Origin of the sequence: Flavobacterium pisciphilum, assembly GCF_020905345.1 — a bacterium.
In the GTDB taxonomy this organism is placed as follows: domain Bacteria; phylum Bacteroidota; class Bacteroidia; order Flavobacteriales; family Flavobacteriaceae; genus Flavobacterium; species Flavobacterium pisciphilum.
Genome location: NZ_JAJJMO010000001.1, coordinates 3322081 through 3342326, shown reverse-complemented (window position 1 = coordinate 3342326; position 20246 = coordinate 3322081). Strand labels below are relative to the sequence as shown.

General features: G+C 31.5%; 14 protein-coding genes. 2 read left to right on the top strand and 12 right to left on the bottom strand.

Features of this window, described 5'->3' with window-relative positions:
* Window positions 1–9: 9 nt before the first annotated feature.
* The gene (locus tag LNQ49_RS14175; protein ID WP_229989644.1) at window positions 10–552 is read right to left on the bottom strand and encodes a YceD family protein; all 543 of its coding nucleotides are present in this window, start codon (window positions 550–552) and stop codon (window positions 10–12) included.
* 107 nt (window positions 553–659) lie between these two features.
* Window positions 660–1709, bottom strand: coding sequence for a 4-hydroxythreonine-4-phosphate dehydrogenase PdxA (pdxA, locus tag LNQ49_RS14170; RefSeq protein WP_229989642.1), 1050 nt, complete (start codon window positions 1707–1709; stop codon window positions 660–662).
* Window positions 1710–1767: 58 nt separating this feature from the next.
* Here pdxA and LNQ49_RS14165 point away from each other — a divergent pair, with 58 nt between their 5' ends.
* The gene (locus LNQ49_RS14165) at window positions 1768–2355 is read left to right on the top strand and encodes a riboflavin synthase (protein WP_229989641.1); all 588 of its coding nucleotides are present in this window, start codon (window positions 1768–1770) and stop codon (window positions 2353–2355) included.
* A 34-nt stretch (window positions 2356–2389) separates the two neighbouring features.
* Here the strand turns inward: LNQ49_RS14165 and LNQ49_RS14160 are convergent, their stop codons facing one another.
* Window positions 2390–2599, bottom strand: coding sequence for a hypothetical protein (locus LNQ49_RS14160; RefSeq protein WP_229989640.1), 210 nt, complete (start codon window positions 2597–2599; stop codon window positions 2390–2392).
* A gap of 730 nt (window positions 2600–3329) precedes the next feature.
* Between LNQ49_RS14160 and LNQ49_RS14155 the strand changes: the two genes are divergently transcribed.
* Entirely contained in the window at window positions 3330–4556 is a 1227-nt protein-coding gene (locus LNQ49_RS14155) for a site-specific integrase (protein WP_229989639.1), read from the top strand.
* 875 nt (window positions 4557–5431) lie between these two features.
* On the opposite strand, the gene LNQ49_RS14150 is transcribed toward LNQ49_RS14155, so the two are convergent.
* From LNQ49_RS14150 to LNQ49_RS14110, 9 genes are all read right to left on the bottom strand, one after another.
* Complete coding sequence (locus LNQ49_RS14150; protein ID WP_229989638.1) at window positions 5432–5749, bottom strand: helix-turn-helix domain-containing protein; 318 nt, start codon at window positions 5747–5749, stop codon at window positions 5432–5434.
* Between the two features lie 78 nt (window positions 5750–5827).
* Window positions 5828–6418, bottom strand: a complete 591-nt coding sequence (locus LNQ49_RS14145) for a hypothetical protein (RefSeq protein WP_229989637.1) — start codon at window positions 6416–6418, stop codon at window positions 5828–5830.
* Window positions 6393–6899 carry a hypothetical protein gene (locus LNQ49_RS14140; protein WP_229989636.1) on the bottom strand — a complete coding sequence of 169 codons (507 nt, stop codon included), beginning with the start codon at window positions 6897–6899 and terminating at the stop codon, window positions 6393–6395. The genes LNQ49_RS14145 and LNQ49_RS14140 overlap by 26 nt, the downstream gene beginning before the upstream one ends.
* Before the next feature lie 146 nt (window positions 6900–7045).
* Window positions 7046–8641 (bottom strand): reverse transcriptase domain-containing protein, encoded by a 1596-nt coding sequence (locus LNQ49_RS14135; RefSeq protein WP_229989635.1) that lies wholly within the window; start codon window positions 8639–8641, stop codon window positions 7046–7048.
* A gap of 1060 nt (window positions 8642–9701) precedes the next feature.
* Window positions 9702–10979 carry an McrC family protein gene (locus tag LNQ49_RS14130; RefSeq protein ID WP_229989634.1) on the bottom strand — a complete coding sequence of 426 codons (1278 nt, stop codon included), beginning with the start codon at window positions 10977–10979 and terminating at the stop codon, window positions 9702–9704.
* Window positions 10980–10998: 19 nt separating this feature from the next.
* Entirely contained in the window at window positions 10999–13635 is a 2637-nt protein-coding gene (locus LNQ49_RS14125; protein ID WP_229989632.1) for an McrB family protein, read from the bottom strand.
* Window positions 13636–13725: 90 nt separating this feature from the next.
* Entirely contained in the window at window positions 13726–17013 is a 3288-nt protein-coding gene (locus LNQ49_RS14120) for a DEAD/DEAH box helicase (RefSeq protein ID WP_229989631.1), read from the bottom strand.
* A 73-nt stretch (window positions 17014–17086) separates the two neighbouring features.
* Window positions 17087–18280, bottom strand: a complete 1194-nt coding sequence (locus LNQ49_RS14115; protein WP_229989630.1) for a GIY-YIG nuclease family protein — start codon at window positions 18278–18280, stop codon at window positions 17087–17089.
* Window positions 18273–20207 (bottom strand): DEAD/DEAH box helicase, encoded by a 1935-nt coding sequence (locus tag LNQ49_RS14110; RefSeq protein WP_229989629.1) that lies wholly within the window; start codon window positions 20205–20207, stop codon window positions 18273–18275. Before LNQ49_RS14110 ends, LNQ49_RS14115 begins: the two co-directional genes overlap by 8 nt.
* Between the last annotated feature and the right edge of the window lie 39 nt (window positions 20208–20246).

Here is a 20246-nt window from a genome sequence, read left to right as displayed (position 1 = left end):
TTTACTATATTATTTATCCGTTAATAGTTTCTTTAATTTGTCCCAACGAGGGTCAATATCTTCTTCTTTTGTACTCTCTTCTTTTTGTTCTTTTATAGTCAACTCATTCAGTTTATCTAAAGCTTCCGTCTTTAAACTTCCATCTTTAATCCCTGGATGAATCCTTTTTAGAGGTACCGAAAGTGCAATCATTTCATAGATATATTGTGCAATATCTATTTCGAATTCACCATAAGGCAGAATAAGCAGTTCTTCGTTGTCGTTATTAAAAGCTTCTCCAAAACGAACTAATAACTTCATTTTACCTTTTAAAGGCAAATCAAAATCTTCACTCGTTAAGTCACATGGCACATTCACTGTCCCTATATGTTTGAAACTCAACTCTAACATGTTGCTTTTCTTCTCTAAAACTAAATTTACTTTAATATCTGAATTTTGAAATTCATCATAATCAAAGTCTTCAAAGAACACATTACTTATTTGATACTCAAAATGGTGTTTACCTAACTTTAACCCAACGAATGGAATTAAATATTCTTTTGTTTTGCTCATTTCAACATCATTTTTCCTAATTCATATTCTGAGTCACAGAACTCTGAATCGGGGTGCAAAGATATAAAATTATTGTAAAACTAATAATCTTATTCACCTTTTTTTGTTTATAACTGTTTTTCTTTTATTTTGAGAGGTTTTTTGCTAATCTCCTCATATTGATTACGAGAGCGAAATATGTCTATTGCTAAATAAACAGCCTCCTTAAATGAATTGTAATCTGCAATATCTTTCCCAGCAATATCATACGCCGTACCGTGATCTGGCGAGGTTCTGACCTTATTTAAACCTGCTGTATAATTAACCCCTTTACCAAATGATAATGTCTTAAAAGGAATCAATCCTTGATCATGATATGTCGCTACAATTGCATCATATTTTTCATATTGACTACTTCCAAAAAAACCATCTGCAGGAAAAGGTCCAAAAACCAATGTTCCTTTATCAAATATTTTCTTTAATGCTGGCTTCAAAACAGCATCGTCTTCTTTACCAATTACACCACCATCTCCACAATGTGGATTTAGTCCTAAAACTGCAATTTTTGGCTTATTAATACTAAAATCTTGAATCAACGACTGCTTTATCGTTTGGATTTTTCGCTCGATTAATTCTTCTGTAAGATGTGAAGCTACTTCACTTAACGGAATATGATCTGTCAACAAACCAACTCTTAAATTATCTTGAACCATCATCATCAAAGCATTACCTTCTAACTCTTGATCCAAATAATCAGTATGCCCCGGAAATTTAAATGTTTCTGACTGAATATTATATTTATTAATAGGCGCAGTAACCAAAACATCAACAATTCCTTCTTTTAAAGCTTTTGTTGCAGCAACAAAAGATCGTATCGCATACCCTCCTACTTTATCATCATTAGTCCCCAAATTAATATCAATACCTTCTCTCCAAAGATTATAAACATTAATTTTTCCTGGTAAAATCTGATCCAATTTATCAATTCCGTGCAACATTACTGATGACGTGAAATTCTTTTTTATAAACGACAGTATTTTTACATTTGCAAAAATAACTGGGGTACACAGCTCTAGCATTCGAGAATCTTCGAATGTTTTAAGAACAACTTCGCTTCCAATACCGTTTAAATCTCCAATTGAAATTCCGACGATTATATTTTCTGCATTTTTTATCATGACCACAGGTTATTTATTACTAATTTTGATGTGCAAATTTAGTAAAATAAAATAAGAAATGTTTACAGGAATCATAGAAACCCTTGGCAATGTAGTCGAAATAAGAAAAGACAGAGATAATCTTCACATAACTGTAGATTCTTCTATTACAAACGAACTCAAAATAGACCAAAGTGTCTCCCACAACGGCATCTGCTTAACTGTTGTAAATACACAGAACTCACTTTACACCGTTACAGCCATAGCTGAAACAATCCAAAAAACAAACATTGGTGACTGGAAAGTCGGAGATATCATCAACCTAGAAAGAGGCATGAAATTAAGCGACCGCCTTGACGGACACATTGTTCAAGGTCATGTAGACCAAATAGGCAACTGCATTTCTATTGAAGAAGCCAATGGTAGCTGGAACTACACTTTTGAATACGATGAAAAACTAAACAACATCACAATCGAAAAAGGATCAATTACCGTAAATGGAGTTAGCTTAACTGTTGTGAATTCTAAAAAGAATCAATTTAGCGTATCAATAATTCCATACACATTTGAGAACACTAATTTCAAAGACTTTAAAGTTGGAACAAAAATAAATTTAGAGTTTGATGTAATCGGCAAATACGTCTCAAGACTTTACCAAAACAATTAAAGAAAATTGTCTTAAAAACAAAAAAAACTCCAGTTTACGCTGGAGTTTTTTGCTTTAATTTATGCTTGTATATTATATACGTTCCAAATATTAATGCAGCCACAATCAGAAACACCAAGCCCTGATCAATAGGCAGTTGCTCCTCTGGCGGCACTGGAGGACCAGTACGTTGCTGAATAGGAGGGGCAGGAGGAGCAGGAGCTGAAAAAACACTGATGACTCCAAACAAGGCTATTATAGCCATTAAAAACCTACGTGAAATAATTTTCATACAAAAAATTTAATCCTTTAAAATTAAATGCAATAAATCGGAAAATCTGTTTTTTTTTTAAAACTAAATTCCGCAGACTATAAATTCCAAACAGAATTACTCAACAAATGTATCATTTTTAAAGAAAGCTACAATACCACTAATAAAAAAGCTTCATAAAACTCAATAAAACAAATACAATTAACTGGCATCCAAATACATTAAACCAAAAAAGAAAACAATCACTACTAAAAAACCAATCGTTAAAATAAATAAAATCTTACACAATGATATCTAAAAACAAAATCACAAACTCCAATACTACTATCTAATCATCAAAAAAGCCACAACACAGATTTTATTTTGAATTTAAAGCCAAAAAGAAAACAACCTCCCAACCAAACTCTTAAACAATTATAGATTACCCAAAAACACTCGTTGCATTTTATCTCTAGCTAAAACACAAATCAAACCTAAAACAAAAACCCACAAAAAAAGCCTTACATTTCTGTAAGGCTTGATTTAAACTGTGGTCCCACCTGGGCTCGAACCAGGGACCACCTGATTATGAGATAGACTATTAATGTTTGTATTTAATTTCATTTAGCTTCAAAGCTACTATATTATAGCTATTTATCATTTTTTAAAAATATTTTTGTTTCATCCTGCTTCACAATATGTATGCCTTTGTTGTACGTATGTTGAACTTTTAAAAATATTAAAAATGAAAGCTAGTGTAAAAATCATCCTAAAAAAAACAATTCTTAATGACGGCACTTTTCCTATTAATTTAAGGATAACCATAAACAGAAAATCGAAATTCTACAAAACCCCTTACAATGTATTACCAAAATTTTGGAACAACAAAGCAAATGAATTTACATCTAAATTCCCAAATTATTTACAATGTAATCGAATATTAAATTCAATAAAACAAGATGCTTCCAAAATATTAAATATTATGATTGAGGAAGGTCATAACTATTCTCTTGAATCATTTGACTCTTTATTTAGACCTGAAGAAGTTAAAAAACTAAGCTTTATCGCTTATTTTGAGGAGAGAAAACTTCAATTAAAAGAATCTGGAAAAATTAGTTCAAGCTGTTCCTATCGTGACACCATTTCTGCTCTTATGAGATTTAGACCAACAATTATAACTTACGATTTTACAAAAATTAATTACGATCTTCTGATAGCTTTCGAATCTCATTTGCGAGCTCATAACTGTAACGATGGTGGTATTGGCGTATATATGCGCAATATTAGAGCAATATATAACTCAGCAATAAAATCTAAAATTATTTCTAGTGAGTTTTATCCTTTTAAAGATTATATAATTTCAAAATTGAAATCCAGTAAAGTAAAGAAGGCTTTAAGTAAACAAGAGTTACAACTATTACTGGACTATGACGTTTCTGAAAACAAAGAGGGTACGAAAGCATTGTATGCTTATCTATTTAGTTTTTACTGCCGAGGCATGAATTTTACAGATGTAGCTGAGTTAAAATGGGAAGATGTTGATTTAAGCAGTTTTTCGTATATTAGAAACAAAACGCAAGTAAAATTAAATGTAAAAATACCAAATAATAATTATACGAGAACTATTCTAAACTACTTTAAAATTTATCGGCCATTTGATACCGATTACATTTTTCCAATTTTAGACAAAAATGAAAAACTCTATACAAAAGAAGAATTGAGAGATAGAAAAAAAAGTGTTTTAAATTATTATGGAAAACTTCTCAACATTATTGCACTCCAATGTGGTATTAAAAACAAAGTAACTTTTTATACTGCTAGACACACCTTTGCAACAATATCTTTAAAAAAAGGCATCAATACCGTCATGATTAAGCAAGCCTTAGGACATCAATCTATTAAAACAACTGAAACTTATTTAGAAGATTTCAACACTACAGATTTAGATTTCGCCTTTGAGAACTTGATCTAAAATTATTGGAACTTTAAAATACAAAAACTTCATCTTTTTACGAATGTAATTATAGTCTCCGATAAACTTACTTTTTTATAATCAGAAGGATTATCAATCCACGGTTTTTTCCTTTATAATTTTCACAAAGAAAAAAAGAAAAAAAAAAAGAAAGTCCTCGCATTAGTGGAGATTTCAAAAGAAGTCAAGTTTTTTTGATAAAATATAACCCGAATGGGTGGAGATTTTATCAAAAACCCGGAGGGCTTGAACTTTACTTTTTGAAATAGGAACTTTACTTTACTATCTTATTTTTATTTTTTTTCAAAGATGGATATTGTTGTTTAGCACTTTTCGGGAAAGTTCTTGTAAAAACGGCAATAAACACCCCCAAGCACCGCAGTCCCGTCTTTTTCTGACGGGACGAGGAGTCCAGTGGTGGGGTTGTGGCAATCGAACTGTCACCATAGACGTAGGAGTACAAGGGAGACACGGAGCGGGTATGAGCATGAAACTGCGGGGTTACTACCCCCGATGGCTGGCGAAGGAGAAACCGCTGAAAAAACTAGGGGCGACAGACATAATACTGCTGAATATAATGGAGCGGAGCCTGCAGAGAGAAATGGAATGAAGCTGTATTGTGGATGTAATAGCCCCGCCGAACGCAGGAAGAGAGCGTGTAAAGATGAGGGCGAGGAAGCGTAGTGGCGGTCTGCCCTTTTTCGGGGCTGGCCGACGCTATGCTGACGAGTGGACTGTGGAATGAAGGAAGGTGGCTTTTTTCTGCCAACGAACGAACGGAACAGCCGAACGGAACAAAGCGAACGACTGGAGTGAGACCGCTTGATTACCCGTGTTTCTTTGGAATGCAAAACTTTCTTAGGGAATGATATATTTTATCTCCTTGGATTTTTCCTTATGTATTCCATTGCTTCTCTTTCGATATCATCATTGGTCTTTATCTTATTTGAAAATATCCATTTATCTATTTCTGATTTTTTAAAATAGAGTCTTTTACCACTTTTATAATGTGGAATATCATTCGAGGCAGTCATTTTATAAATAGCGGACTTACTATTTTTTAGATATGCTGTTAACTCTTTAATATCCATTGGATGATTTACTTCGGCAATTGGAGTATTTATGTTAAGTTTTGAAATTGCTTTTTCAATTTCATCTAATCTTTCTAAAATAAGTTCAAAAGGATTTTCCATTTTTAATATAAAATTAGAGAAAAAACATAAATCAAATCTTGATTTTAACTAAATGTAAAATGCTTAATTAGTAATAGGTCAGGAATCTAAAATAACATCTGATTTGTTGATTAATGGATCAAGCCAATCCGCTTTATCAGTTGCCCAATTGATCCATTCTTGTTTTTCAGAAGTTAAACTATTAGTGTCGATAGCCTTCTGTTTGGTGGCTTCTATATATTGTCTGATTAAAAGCGTTTTGTTGTATTGTTCTGATAGTGCTACTAGCTTATTGAATTTGGTTACTTCTTCATCTCTACGTTTTTTAATTTCTGCCAAGCGTTTTTCCTCTTCCTCTCTTATTAAACTTGCAATTCTTGAACGTTCTTTCCATTCCTTTTCACTTTGTGCTAAAAGCTCTATTTTGGCAACTATTCTCGATAGTATTTCTTCTAATTTTACTTTACCGTCACGCCATTCTTTTTCTCCTGAATATTTACCTACTTTAAAAATAAATTCACCAATTGGGACTAATTCTGTTCCGCTATACGGAGGTTTTGCTGGGACTCTTTTAGATGCCTCTCTTAAATCTATTTCAATGAAAATTTCATCTATAAGTACGCCAGTATCATAATATTGTTTAGAAATTGTATGTCCTCTATATCTAATTAATTTTGTGAATGTATCCATAAATCGCAACGCTCTTTCCCGATTTTTTTTTTTCAACTCGGATAGGGTATATAATTCTATTATCCTCTCTATATGAGGAGAAAGAAATTTTTTCTTTCCAATATTGTTTGGTTTGAATGGTTAGAATGTCCGGTTTTATTATTTCATCCGGAACAATTAAAGGCGCATTGTGATCATTCTCAATCTCTTTACTTCTAATGGTTAGTGGTGTTTGATCTACATTGATGGGATCACCTTCTTTCCTTATCTTTAAAACGATTTTATCAACTCCACCGAAGATTGGATTGAGCTTTTCTTTTTTACACTTTTTATTGAATTTGAGTTTTGACCAATAACTACCATCAGGCATAGGGATTTCAAATTGTTTACACAGTTTTTTAATTCCGTCATTTGTATATGCATACTGGTGCGTCAACTTTGAAAGTGTTGTTGACCATACTATATCGTATAATTCTTTTCTAGTTAATTCGATAGTTTCCATAAAAAAATACCTCTTTAAAAGACGGAATTAAAGATACAAAATGTTGTTTGAAAAATAAAATTAGCGAATTGAAACAAACAAAGATGTGAGTTTAGGAATAATTGGACTAGACTAAGATTTTGTGCAGTAAATGAGCTGAAAAAAGTTTATTCCTTATAAATAACTTCTTTTACCCTTTTACCTGCTTCAATTTTGGCATTTCTTTTGACTATTTTGAATTCATATCTCTGAAATGACTTATTATTAATTGATTGTTCCATTATACTAAAGTGGGAGGTTAGCTGTCTTTTTATACTCAAAGAATTCATTCCTTCTTTTTTTACACCTTTTGAATTAGAATAAAATTCTTTTGAAGAATTTATAGCATAAGAAAGAAAGTTTCTTTTTCCTAAATGGGAATATCTTTCAAATATTTGTTTTTTGAGTATTTTGTCTTTTTTCGATTTATCACTATATGACATCATTATTGACTTAATAATTCTGCCTTTCATTTTTCTAAAATATCTCGATAAGCTTCCTGGACGAATATATATGTTTTGACCATTAAATTCAAAACCCAAATATTGTAAATTTTTGTAATACTGTTGCTCGTTTTGGCTATTTATTGTTGCATTTTCTTTAATTATTTTACTCTTATTAAATCCTCTAATAACCCCTTTAGAATTTACTTTAAATTCAATTAACTCTGTCTTTTTACTTTGAATTGTAACTTTGTATTTTTCAATTTCTTCGACTAATTTTTGATTTATGTCTTTAGCATCAATAGTATTACAAATTATGATAATGTCATCACAATATCTTCTATATGTAAAATCGAGATTTATACTTTGTTCTTTTAACCAATTATCAAAATCTATTAGATAAATGTTAGAAAGAACTGCACTCATTGCAGAACCTTGAGGAATACCACGGTTTTCTAAGCGACCATCCTTTTTATTCTTTTTTGGCAGATTGGTTACTATTAATTTTCGTTTGCGTAATAAATCAAATTTTTCTTTAAATGTAGAACCATTAATACTATTAGGTATCAAATCTAAAAGAGATTGCCAATGCTTGCTGTATTTATCTAAATCTATTTGAAAATGTTTTAAAATACTATTCTTACTGATGTAACTATATTTAGTTAATGACCGAAATACTTTATACTGGTCAATTGGCAATATAGGTGTCCCGAGAATTTTGTGCCACTTCTCTTTTAATATTGAATGGTCAATATTATCAAAATAGCCAGTTATATCAATAGCAATTGCTGAACAAGATTTATTGTTTTTAATTCTATCCTGAACAATATTAAAAACTTCTTTTGCAAACTGTATATTACACTTTCCATCTAAATCGGTACGATAAGCTAAAATACAATCGTCAAACTTTTTGGATTTAATATAATCTTGATACTTTTCATTTAGGGCAAATGCATAAAAACCATAAATATAGGTATCAAAATGAGAAGCAAAGGCAATTGGTCTAATTTTAGTATCCAATGCATATTGTTTTTCTGTCTCTTGGTATCTAAATCTTGGAGTTTTAGTTAGAATTTTAACAAAAGGTAAAAAAGGATGATTGGCAACAGAGTTTAAAGTTGCATCGGAAACTAAATCTTTGATTTTATCACTTTGGTTTTGAAAGTCAAAAAAAGGATCTAATTGAGGATATTTTTTAATAGCAAATTCCGCTTTGCCATCAACAACTTTGTCATAATATCTTTTCCAAAGTTCATCTGTGTATAATGATTTAACTGCCATAGTTTTATAGGGACATTAGCGAGTAAGCAATATCAGTCATTTTCAATACTCGCTAATGCACAATGTTATACATTGCTTGGCTGATGACTTGCCTCCATCATCAAGGATTTTCACCTCTACATGCCTTAATCCTCACTTGGCCAATCATAAAAACATAAATGCTTTTATGTGACACTTCAGATTAGATTCCTCTAACCCTTTCAAGATTACTAACAGTTTGACTGGAACTGCGTTGGTTTTATCCCTTGAAACCTCGCAGAATATGTTTCCTATCTGCTCGGACATACTAAACAAAATGCTTAGGAGGTCTTTTTAACAAAGTAAATGTTATGAAATCAATAAATAAATTAATATACTTGACAACAGCAGTATTATGTCTTATATTAGTGGGTCTGTCAGACAGTCTGACAGCTAACATGGAAGCATTGGTACAGTTGTTGCTGGTCTATCAACAATTCATCAACTTAAACATTTAACCGCTTGGACATTTCCACGCGCACATAATCATCTACAAATACTAAACCAAAAAAACAACATGTCATTTTGACATTACTTTTTTTTTTAATTAATGAAAGTGAACAACCAAAAAATGCGAGTTTAGAAATATTGGATTAAATTTGATTTTGAGTAGCTGATGAGATAGTGCCTTACTTGAATATATTTACATTTACATTTACTTTTACATTTACTTTTTCCAATTATACTTTATAGTATACCCCCGAACGTAACATAGGAAGAGAGCATGCGAAGATGAGGTCGAGAAAGCGTAGTCGCGCCCTGGCCTTTTTCGGGGCAGGCCAACACTATACTTACGACTGACACAGCCGAACGGAACAAAGTGAACGACCAGAGTGAGACCGCTTGATTGCCCGTAATGCTATACGTGATGTGTTTTGAAGCGGAATTTTTTTATTCTGACTTCTTAAAACAGGTCTCTTTTTGGAAGTAGTCTTTAGCTGATTACCTTACTTCTATTTACTGGTATGAAAATAAATTTCGTACTATCCAAGTGCTGCAATATCCAGAACGTCAGGTTTTACTTTGGCGTATGTCTTGAAAATTAAATTATTATATTACGTTCTAAATATTTATTTAAACGAATACCCATTTTCGTGTCTAACATTGAATTAGTATCATCGAGCACTGATATTTTCATTAACCCGCATTCATGTGTTTTAGTATTTCCTCCTTTGTTTGTAAAATTCCCTTTTATATATTCAGGTTCCACTTGATATTTTGATTTAGGATATAAAAGAATTGCGTTTTTTCCATTCCAATATTCATTATAAACGAACATTTGTTTTAGATCATCATCCGATGGAATATTGTTTTCTGCCAATTTCCATTTAGTATCTATGATGATAGTGCATTTTGTTATTTTGTGCTCAATGACAATATCGGGTCGAATAGATTTGCTTCTTATCGAATTTGATAATCTCCAAAAGGGTTTAGAATTCTGGACTTTTAAATCCCAATCTCTATGTTTTCCTTTGAATAATTGACGGTAAACATATTCTTCCCACAAACTATTCATATCAAAAAGGATTGCAAGCACATGATTTTTGCCACTACTGATATCTGGACGAAAGTTTAGCAATAACATAGCTGCAATTTCAATAGCTTCACGATAATGATTGTTCTTTCTATTATAATTTAACCTAGTAAACAATTCTTCGCTAACTTGAATGTCTTTTAAATCTGGGAAAGATAGAATAAGACTACTGACTTTATCTTTTAAAAATGGACTTGAACTTATTTTAGGGATTAATTTTAATGCTTTAAAAAGTATTTGGTTAAATTCATTTTCTCTATCGTACTCCTGATGTTTAGTGTAAAAATTTTCCTGATGAACCAGGTTTTTTTGAATTTGAATATTGAATAGTAGTTTTCCTTTTAGCGCTTTACAATTCCCTCCTTCAAAACGGTATTTTTTAAGTAAACCCATACGAAGGATTTTTTCACATTCATTTATGAAAAGTTCTAAGTACACTTCAAGAATGCTATTTGGTTTAAAATTTAAATTTGCTTTTTCATGAGAATAAACATTCATCCATCGACATTCTCTTAGCATGTCTATTAATACTTTTTGCCATTTTGCTTTGTCTTTTTCTTCTTCAGCTTGTCCAATTTTTGGTAGCACTTCAATAGTTAAATCACCAACTTGTATTACTCCAACATATTGATTAAATCTCACACCATTGGGAGTAAGCGTAAAAAAATTTCCACCATGTTTCTCATTATACCAACCCAAAGCTTTCCAATGATTTTCTTTAAAGCCATTAGAATTAATAGTGAGTGTTTTGCACTCAAAAACTTGTATGGGCTTATTAATACGCATTTGATGTTTTTAAAATTTATTAATACAATGATTGAAAATCACTAATACTTATGGCGTCACAATCTTTTAATTTATATTGCCAAGACTGATCATACTGTCCTGCTATTCCATTTCCGCCACTGAATGTTGCAAAAATATTGCTTGATATTTGTTCTTTTATTTCAAAGAAATTATCCCCTAATACTAATCCTAATTTTTCATAATCATTATAAAAATATTCCTGTAACAATGGAATAATTTTATCTGCAAAGGCTTTTCTTAAATCAGCCACATTATGAATGTTCCATAACCAAGCATGACCAATTGTATGATCATTATCTTTCAATACCTTTAATCTTTCATTTATTTTAGTCAACATTAAGACTAAATTAATATCATCTGTAGTTATACTAAGTTTGTCTTCTTCGGGTAGTTTTGGAACAAACGAAAACCTTCTTCTTAATGCTGTGTCTAATGCTTCTACACTTTTATCAGCCGTATTCATAGTTCCAACGATGTATAAATTAGGGGGGACGCAAAATGCAGTTTTTGAATATGGTAATTCTAATCTAATTTCTTCAGATTTTCCTAATCTTTTATCCTCTTCAATTAACGTTATTAGTTCTCCAAATATCTGTGCCACATTGCCACGGTTAATTTCATCTATAATAAAAACATACGGTTCACTATTATCATCTTCTATTAATTTATATTCTGCATTTTTCCAATAGGATCTTACGATACTTTTTTTGTCTTCATATTTTAAATCAATTACATCTTCGTTTACAGGCTGTTGGTTTGGCTGCAAATTATGAATTGCATTCAATACACTCCAAAAAGCAGTAGAGTTACAACCTCCAATTATATTTCTGAATTCCTCATGGATGTTATTAATTTCAGTTAGGTCGGGAAATCTCTCAAACAAAGGTGCTAATCTATTTCTTGAAACTGTATAAGTTCTTGTCCCATTTACGTGCTTAACACTAAAATTGCCTTGGTCTGTTACTGATACTAAAACATTGCCACCATTTAATGTGTTTAATGCACTTTCACCCGCTTGTTCCACATCATCAAATAATTGGTCATACAATTGATTGAAAGTTCTGATTTGAATTTCCTGTTCGTTTTCCGGAAAATTCCTTTTGATGAAATTGTATGTTGCTTCAATACACGCTTTCATAAATACCCCATCTTGAATTTCATATTTAAGAAATTCATCGTCATCTTTAGGTTCTATTGGTTTTATTCCTTCTATAAAATCCTCATAAGCCATGTTTTGATGAAATGTAGTGAAGTAAACTCTATTTTCATATTGAAAATTTGTAAAAAGACTTTTTCTTCGTTCTCTTTCAAGATTTCCAATGTTAACATTTAATATTTCAAGTGCTAAATCAATTGTACTGTATGTTTTACCTGTACCCGGAGGTCCAAAAAGTATCGTGTTTAGTGTCATATCAAATGGATTATTATTTTGTTTATTTTGTTTTTCAATAGTTGGCGGTACTGGTAGAATAGTTCCATTTCCTCCATCTATTATATTCACATTGTATTTTGGTTGAAATATGTTTTTATTCATGAAATCAAGTTCCCATTTGGGCACTTCATAAAAAGTTGAATTACCACTTGGCATAAAAAAACGTTTGTCTTTTTTAAATTCACGAACAGAATTATTTATAGGGTAGAAAAAAGGTTTGATTTCACGGTATATCCATTCTCCTTTTCCTTCAATTAAATCATCACTATCTGTATCTAATGGTTTCGAATTGGAAATTATTTTTCCAATTGTGTAGACCTCATCTCCTCCGTAGCAGACGTACACATAATCTCCTATTTGAAGTTTACTTTCAAAGTTGAAACCTTGACTTTTACCTGTTTTACTAAATAAACAAATCCAATTGTTTTGTTCTAAAACACGAGCAAATCCAGAATTATATAAACGTTTTTCTTTTTTAAAAATCCCATGTGATATTTTATAGAGTTTGTTGCCTTTTATGTCTAGAGTAGCTAATTCATTTGGAACATTGATATATTTATCAAAATTATGGGCAAACATATCTATTAAACCTAAATCGGTTTCATTTGCCAATGCTCTTAATTCATTAAAATATTTTATACAGCTAGGATAATCAGCAGGAATATCTATCCATTCCCTGAATTTTATATGCGAGTTATTGAGGATTGGAAATACTTGAGGATTGATATAATACAACCAGGGTGAATAAATTCCTGATTTCACTAATGGTATCCCTAGATTATCAAAATCAGCGCAAAACTTTGCAGCCTCTTCAATTGTATTAATAGTGAAGGCTTTTTTGAGAAAATCACTGATACTTATAAGTTGTTGTGAATCTAGACTGGTTATCGCATTTAATCCCGCACCTGTATAACCCCACAGGTCTATTTTAGCAGCTAATACTGACAATTCTTCAAGTCGTGTTCCATCTGAAACATTTAGTTTTAAATATTTATCAAAGGTTTTGTCACTACAACCGTATTTAAACATCTGAATTAATCCTGTTAGATGTTCGTTCTCTAATGGATTATTCTTTAACGTTTCTTCAATAATTTGTTTGTTTAGTGCTACAACCGCAAACTGCTTTTTTCGGTCAGTATAATCATTAGAAATTTTATAGATTTGATATAATTCTCTAAATTTAGGAAATAATGCTGTTCTCATTTTTTTATGACTATCTGTTCTCTACACATTCTTTTTTCCTTCAAACTCAAATTGGATATGCAAATAAAAACTGCTCATTTTGAACAATATTTATTCGTTTACTATTACCTTCAGGTTAATATCTCCGACTTCTTTCAAATAATTTTCGGTAACTCCAAGTAATGTTAATATACTCTCAGATGCCTTAGTTATCGATAAGCTAGGTTGAACAATAAAAACTTCAAAATTCATTGGTTTACTATTCTTAGCTATTGTCAATAATCTTTCTAAATCAGGTTTAGTTCCTCTTTCTAAACGACTTCTTTCTTCACCACTTCTTGTTTTTATTAGTCTACGTAACAGATGCTCAAAGAATTCTTTCCCTTTTTTATGCTTCCAATGAATAGATTTTTGTGCTTGCCCACATACTTCATAAAAATTGTCTACACGAGTATTCACTAAACCATCTTTGGCAAATTTCAGATGATAAAATTGTATGTCGAGTCTATTATCATACTCTTTAATTGTAATTATATCCGCAATTTCTCCTGAATAATCATCGTCATATATGATGTCAAAGTCTTCTTTTTTTAATTCTTGAATAACTTTATATTGAATGGAATCTGTCTGTAATGGAAGTACTCCTTGTGCCTCTTTACTCAAATCAATACCACCCCATTTCCATCCAATCAAATTTTCAATTGGGTAAGAATTAATTAATTGTTTTAAAACAACGTAATAATTACCTTGGAGTGCTGAACCATCTGCGAACCATACAGTAGGGATATTATACTTGAAATATTCAATAATACCGATTTCTTTAGTGCCAATTTTTATAGATACATTGTTTATACTATGTTTAATTATCCTGAAATCGGAGAAATTGGGCTCTAATGTAGTATTTATGAATAATTCTTTTTGAAAGTGAATTTTTGCATTTGGAGTTTCAATTTCAAAATGTATTTCTTGATTATTTGATGGGTTTATAATATTAAGAGAACAATTTACAAGATTAAATTCTCTACCGTCAACTATTATCGAAACTTTTGATTCTGAATAACTGTAAACAGTTTCATCCCAATCGATATGTGTAGGATGTATGTTGGGTATTTCGTTTATTATTTCAGGAATTAATGTCTCTCTTAAAATTTGATTCGGATCAATTGTATCATCAATTAATTTGATTCCAATATTCTTACACCAATTTATAAATTCTTTTAAATCACCTTTTAAATAACTCCAAATACGTCCTTTATAGGAGCAACCTAATGTGATTTTATTACCTTCTTCATATCCAGAACCAAATACAAACGCTTTTTGACCACTTTGTTGTTCAGATATAGACAATGCTTCCTCTATATCGGTTCCAACTCTCATTGTAAATCTAATTTTTCGATTTAAAAATTCTTTAAGGCCTACATTTTGTAAGGAAACTCGTTTTATATCATAGAAAGTTTTAAACACATTTATTTGATTAATTAAAACCGCATTGTCATTAAGAACAGCATTTGCCAATTCTTGATATAAACTTGATTTATCAGAACTATGAATAAATAATAGATTTGTATCAGAATCATAATATAAAACTGTTAATTTCCAATCCAACCCGAAAACTTCTTTATAATTTACCCATTCGATTTCACTTTTGTTTGCAGTAATTATTACTACCGTATTTGAGTTAGGATTATAATCTGCAAACTTGTATTCAAACTCATCAAAGTTTGGAATTCCTTTTTTGAATTTCTTTAAATCATACATATCTAAGATGTTTAAATCTTCGACGGATGTATCAAAGTTATTTTTATACACAACTGTACTTAATGCAAATCGAATATTTTGAAATGGAATTTTTGAATTGTCCAAATGTTGAAATCCATTTATAAATTCATCAAAATCTACTTGCTCGTCAATTTCACCAGAGCTCAGTTTTGATAATAATAAATTCCAATCAGAATCTTGTGCATATAATTCACTTAATTCTTCTTCAACGTTCGAATCAGCTAGATTGGCTATAAATGTTGCATTACCAAGTTCATTATCTTTTGATGTTCTTGTAAAACGACCTGCAAATTGTAGTGTAATTGGAAGACTTTTTCTAATATCGTGAAAGGCCGCAATTTTTAATTGTGGTAAATCAAAACCTTCTCCAAGCATATTAACTGCGACAATTATTTTATGCTCACCTTTTACAATTCTATCTAATATTTCTTTTTTATTAAGAACACTTGAATGAACTAAGACAGGATTCAACTCTTCATATTCTTTATATATTTCGTAAACTTCTTGTGCCCGTATTTTATTCTCACATCTTGCCATTAAAATATGATCAAAACCATTTTCAATGTCTTTCTTTAATTGAGACACAGATTTTTCTGCAATTAATTTATCTCCCTTTTTAAAGTCATATTCTCTAATAGGCAGAAAATTAATAGGTTTAAAATATCCTTGTTCTTGCGCTTTCTTCAATGAAAAATTGAATATAATTTTTCCTTCCAATCTCTTCCGGTCATTTCTGAAAGGCGTAGCTGTGAATTGTAATATTTTACTTTTTGAAAAAAACGTTCTGACTCTATTCCAAGAATTAGCCTCTATATGATGTGCTTCATCAATGAAAAGATGTGAAAATAAATCAGAATATTTTAATAAGGATTCATTTGAACTATTAGAAAGGATACCCATTGTAGTAACTAGGACATTACATTCTTGAATAAACTCTTCTAATTCTTCAACTGTGCTAAAATTTTCTTGAATAATTCCAACTTTTGGATATAATGATTTTTCACCAACAATATTAAATTGCTTTAAAAGGCCTAGAGTATAGAATTTCTTAAAGATTTGATTTCTTAAGGCATCAGAAGGGACTGTTATTATTACCTTATTACATTTATTAGCAACTAGGGTAGTTAACATTGTTTCTGTCTTCCCTGTCCCGGTTGGCATTACAACTGTACCTATTTCATCATAAACTTTTAAATGACTCAATATTGAATATAATGCTGCAATTTGAGGTTCCCTTAAACCGAATTGCGGAACACTTAAATCTTCTTCGATAAAATTAAAATCATTATTCCACGAAGTTAAAATTTCGTCATTTGTGTACTCTATATCAAGTGGGTGCTTTAACCATTCTTTTAACTTGATACTATTTGACATTAATTTAGCTTCTGTTGCTTTTTGATTAGTTAATAGAATATAATCAAATTCTTCTGGAATATTAATTCTATTACTGGATAAACAATATCTTACACCATCTTTCTCTATGACTGAATGGCTCCTGTGGCTAGAAATGAAATTAAAATTAACTTCTAAACTTGGTGAGAGTAGTTGTTTTACAAAATTTTTGTTACCAACTTTTTTCCAATAATTTTTTTCTAATGCAGGAAGTCTTAATTTTATCATAGTTTTTGATTTAGTAATATATTATACATTTTGGTGGTTTGTAATTATTAAGATCTAAATCTTATTATAAATTTTACCTTGAGACAATCACACTATTCCCCGCATCATATTCATACTTAATAACCTCCCCGCTAATAATTAATTCAATAGCCTGCTCAATAACTACCAGTGGGGCGATAAACCATTCTCTAGGGGTATAGCGCTTTTTATTTTCGTCAAAAATATCAATATTAAGGCAAGATTTTCCAAAGAAATTATGCAGCAGCTGTTCCAGTTTTTGGGGATTCATATTGTAGCATTTCCAAGCACTGACTATTTGTACCGGAGCCATCAGGTAGGTTGGTTCTTTTTCGGCATTTTTGATTCTTTCCCGAACCTCATCTTTTGAATAACCTATTTTATATAAATTTTCTATCGTACTGATTTTTTCGTCTTTGCTTTTCGAGATCAACACATAGATGAAGCCTGCTTCTTTGTCTTCATCGGTAATGTCATTGAACTTTTCGATAAAAGCCTCATTTACTTCATCAACGTTTTCAGAAACGACTTTCCCATTGGCATACAAAATTTTCTCTACAGACCTTTTCAACATATTCGATTCGGTTCCGTTTTCAAAAACACATCTGGTTCGGCCGTCTTCGCGAACTCGGGTACCGTCTTCTTTGTAATGCTCTTTTTTGGTTATACGAATTTTTTCCAATAGAAACAAAACTCCATTATGAACATAATAAGTTCCTTCACGCAAATTGCCTTGTTTAAAATCGACTAATTTTCTTTTCCCATTGGACAAATCATCTTGAACACCCTTAAACAAGCGTTCGTACTCGTCAAATTTCTTTATTGATTTTCTTCTTGCTACGAAATCGGCAGCTGCTCTATCGTCATCTTTCGGAGTGTGTTTGAAATCAAACAAATCGGTACTATCATCCAATAAATCGAAAGTATCATCGGCAAAAATATCATCAAAGGATTCAATTGTTTTCACTTCCAATTTCAATAAACCGTGATCATCTTCCCTTAGTAAAGATTCTAATTTATTAATATCGGCTCTTATTCCTTTTAATCGTGTATAAAGTTGGTATTCGGATATGTTAGCCGGATTGGGTTGAGGTTCCCGATTGTGCTTTTTGAAAAAATCATTAATTTCGCCAAAAGAAGCCACCAATCTTTCTTCTGCATTACGAGCATTAGAAATCTTTGGTTTGACATTTAGAATGTCAAACTCATCGTTATTAAAAATATCATCCAGAACTTTATTCTTATCCATTTGGCATTCGTTTTCTTTTTTCCTCCTTCAAATAAATAATACACTCGGCCATTCTTCTTTCCAATGGATCGTTTGCATTTAGACTAGGTTCTTTATCATACATTTTTTTGAACTCAACAATTTTGGGCCACAGAATTTTGGCTTCTTCAAAATCCATTTTGATTCTTGTGGCTTCAATGGTGTCCTGAATTACTTTCAGCACTTTTGTTGTCACCGATTTCGAAAGGATTTCGAAAGCTTTCTGAAAAGGATTAATGGTATCAATTAAATCGATATGTATGTCATCTATGTTTATGAATTTATCGGCCATCCTGATAAACCGCTGGTCACCCACTTCTTTAATTTCTCCGTTTTTGACAACTGAATCCACCACAACATATTGACGAATTTCTTCAATTTCCTCATCAGACAATTCAGGATATTTGACCCTAATAATTTTGGGTATCAAAACTTTGTTGATTACTTCGGGATCAATATTTCCCGGCATTGCTTTCAGCATAGTGTCGTCCTGCAATATTGTAGCTTTCAGGTCGTTTAAATCTGATTCGACTATGTCTTTGACTCTTTTAGAGCTTGGCTCTTTAAATCCTCTTATTCTGATTTCACCAGATTTGACATCTTCGTCCTCATTATCGATTTTAGTCTTGAACTTAAAATTTGGAGCCAATACCTGTTCCATCAACAATGAAGCAGTAATGGCTTTCAACATATTATTAGTAGCAATTTTTACATCGTCCTGGATGGCTTCAGGACTGGCAATAAGATTGGTAAATTGGGCGTGGGTTTTATTGTTGCTATCCCTAGTGCAACGACCAATAATCTGGATTATCTCGGTTAAGGAACCTCTGTACCCCACCGTTAAAGCGTGTTCACAAAAAGGCCAGTCGAAACCTTCTTTTGCCATTCCCAATGCAATAATCAAATCCATATCATCAACTGATTTGATGTTGCGTAAGTAGTTGACAATTTTATCTCTTTCTCTTGAACTATCCTCCACTAAATCGGCTACTTTCAATAATTTACCGTCTCCGTGGCGTTTGATATGAATCACACCAGTATCGGAGTCTTGCTTGATTACGTCTCCAATGGCATCTAAAATGAAATTGACCTCGTTGTGTTTGTCTTTGGTAGATTCTCCTGAATTTACGTTTGGAATATGGAGTATTGTTTTTTTATTGGTATCCAGAATTTCAAGTATAGCCGAAGTATATTTTCCTGTGTAAAAGTGGTATCCAATTCCCAAAGATTTTAGAAAGTTGTAACCATTTAATTGTTCGTAATAATTATAAGTTACTTTAGTAAACTTTGCTTCGTTCTCAGGTGTTAAAATAGGCACACTATCCCCTCTAAAATAAGAACCTGTCATTGCCACAATATGAGCTGTAGATTTGCTCATTATAGATTTTAATAATTCTCCCAATCTATTATTCGCATCGGCAGAAACGTGGTGGAATTCATCGATTGCAAGAAGTGTATCATTGAATTTTGTTTCATCAAGTTCTTCACAAGCAAAGCGTAAAGTGGCGTGTGTACAGATTAATATTTTCTCGTCGCTATCCATAAATTTATGGAATGCTTTTACTTTACTGCTGCTTCCTTCGTCTCCTGGTGTACAAAGATTGTACACATCGTTTGGTTCCCAATTGGCAAAAAAACCATCTTTTTTTAAATCCATTGAAGAGAATGAACTACCAATAGAACGCTCTGGAACTGCAACAATTACTTTTTTAATTCCTTGATTTACTAGTTTGTCTAATGCCAAGAACATTAAGGCACGTGATTTTCCTGATGCCGGAGGTGCTTTTAATAATAAATACTGTGCATCACGAGATTCAAAGGCACGAGTTTGCATTTCTCTCATACCCATCGGATTTGTTTTTGTACTGTTTCCCGTTTTATGATAATTTACATTTACTATATCTGGCATATATTTCGTTGTTGATGGTTGATGGTTAATGGTTTGTCT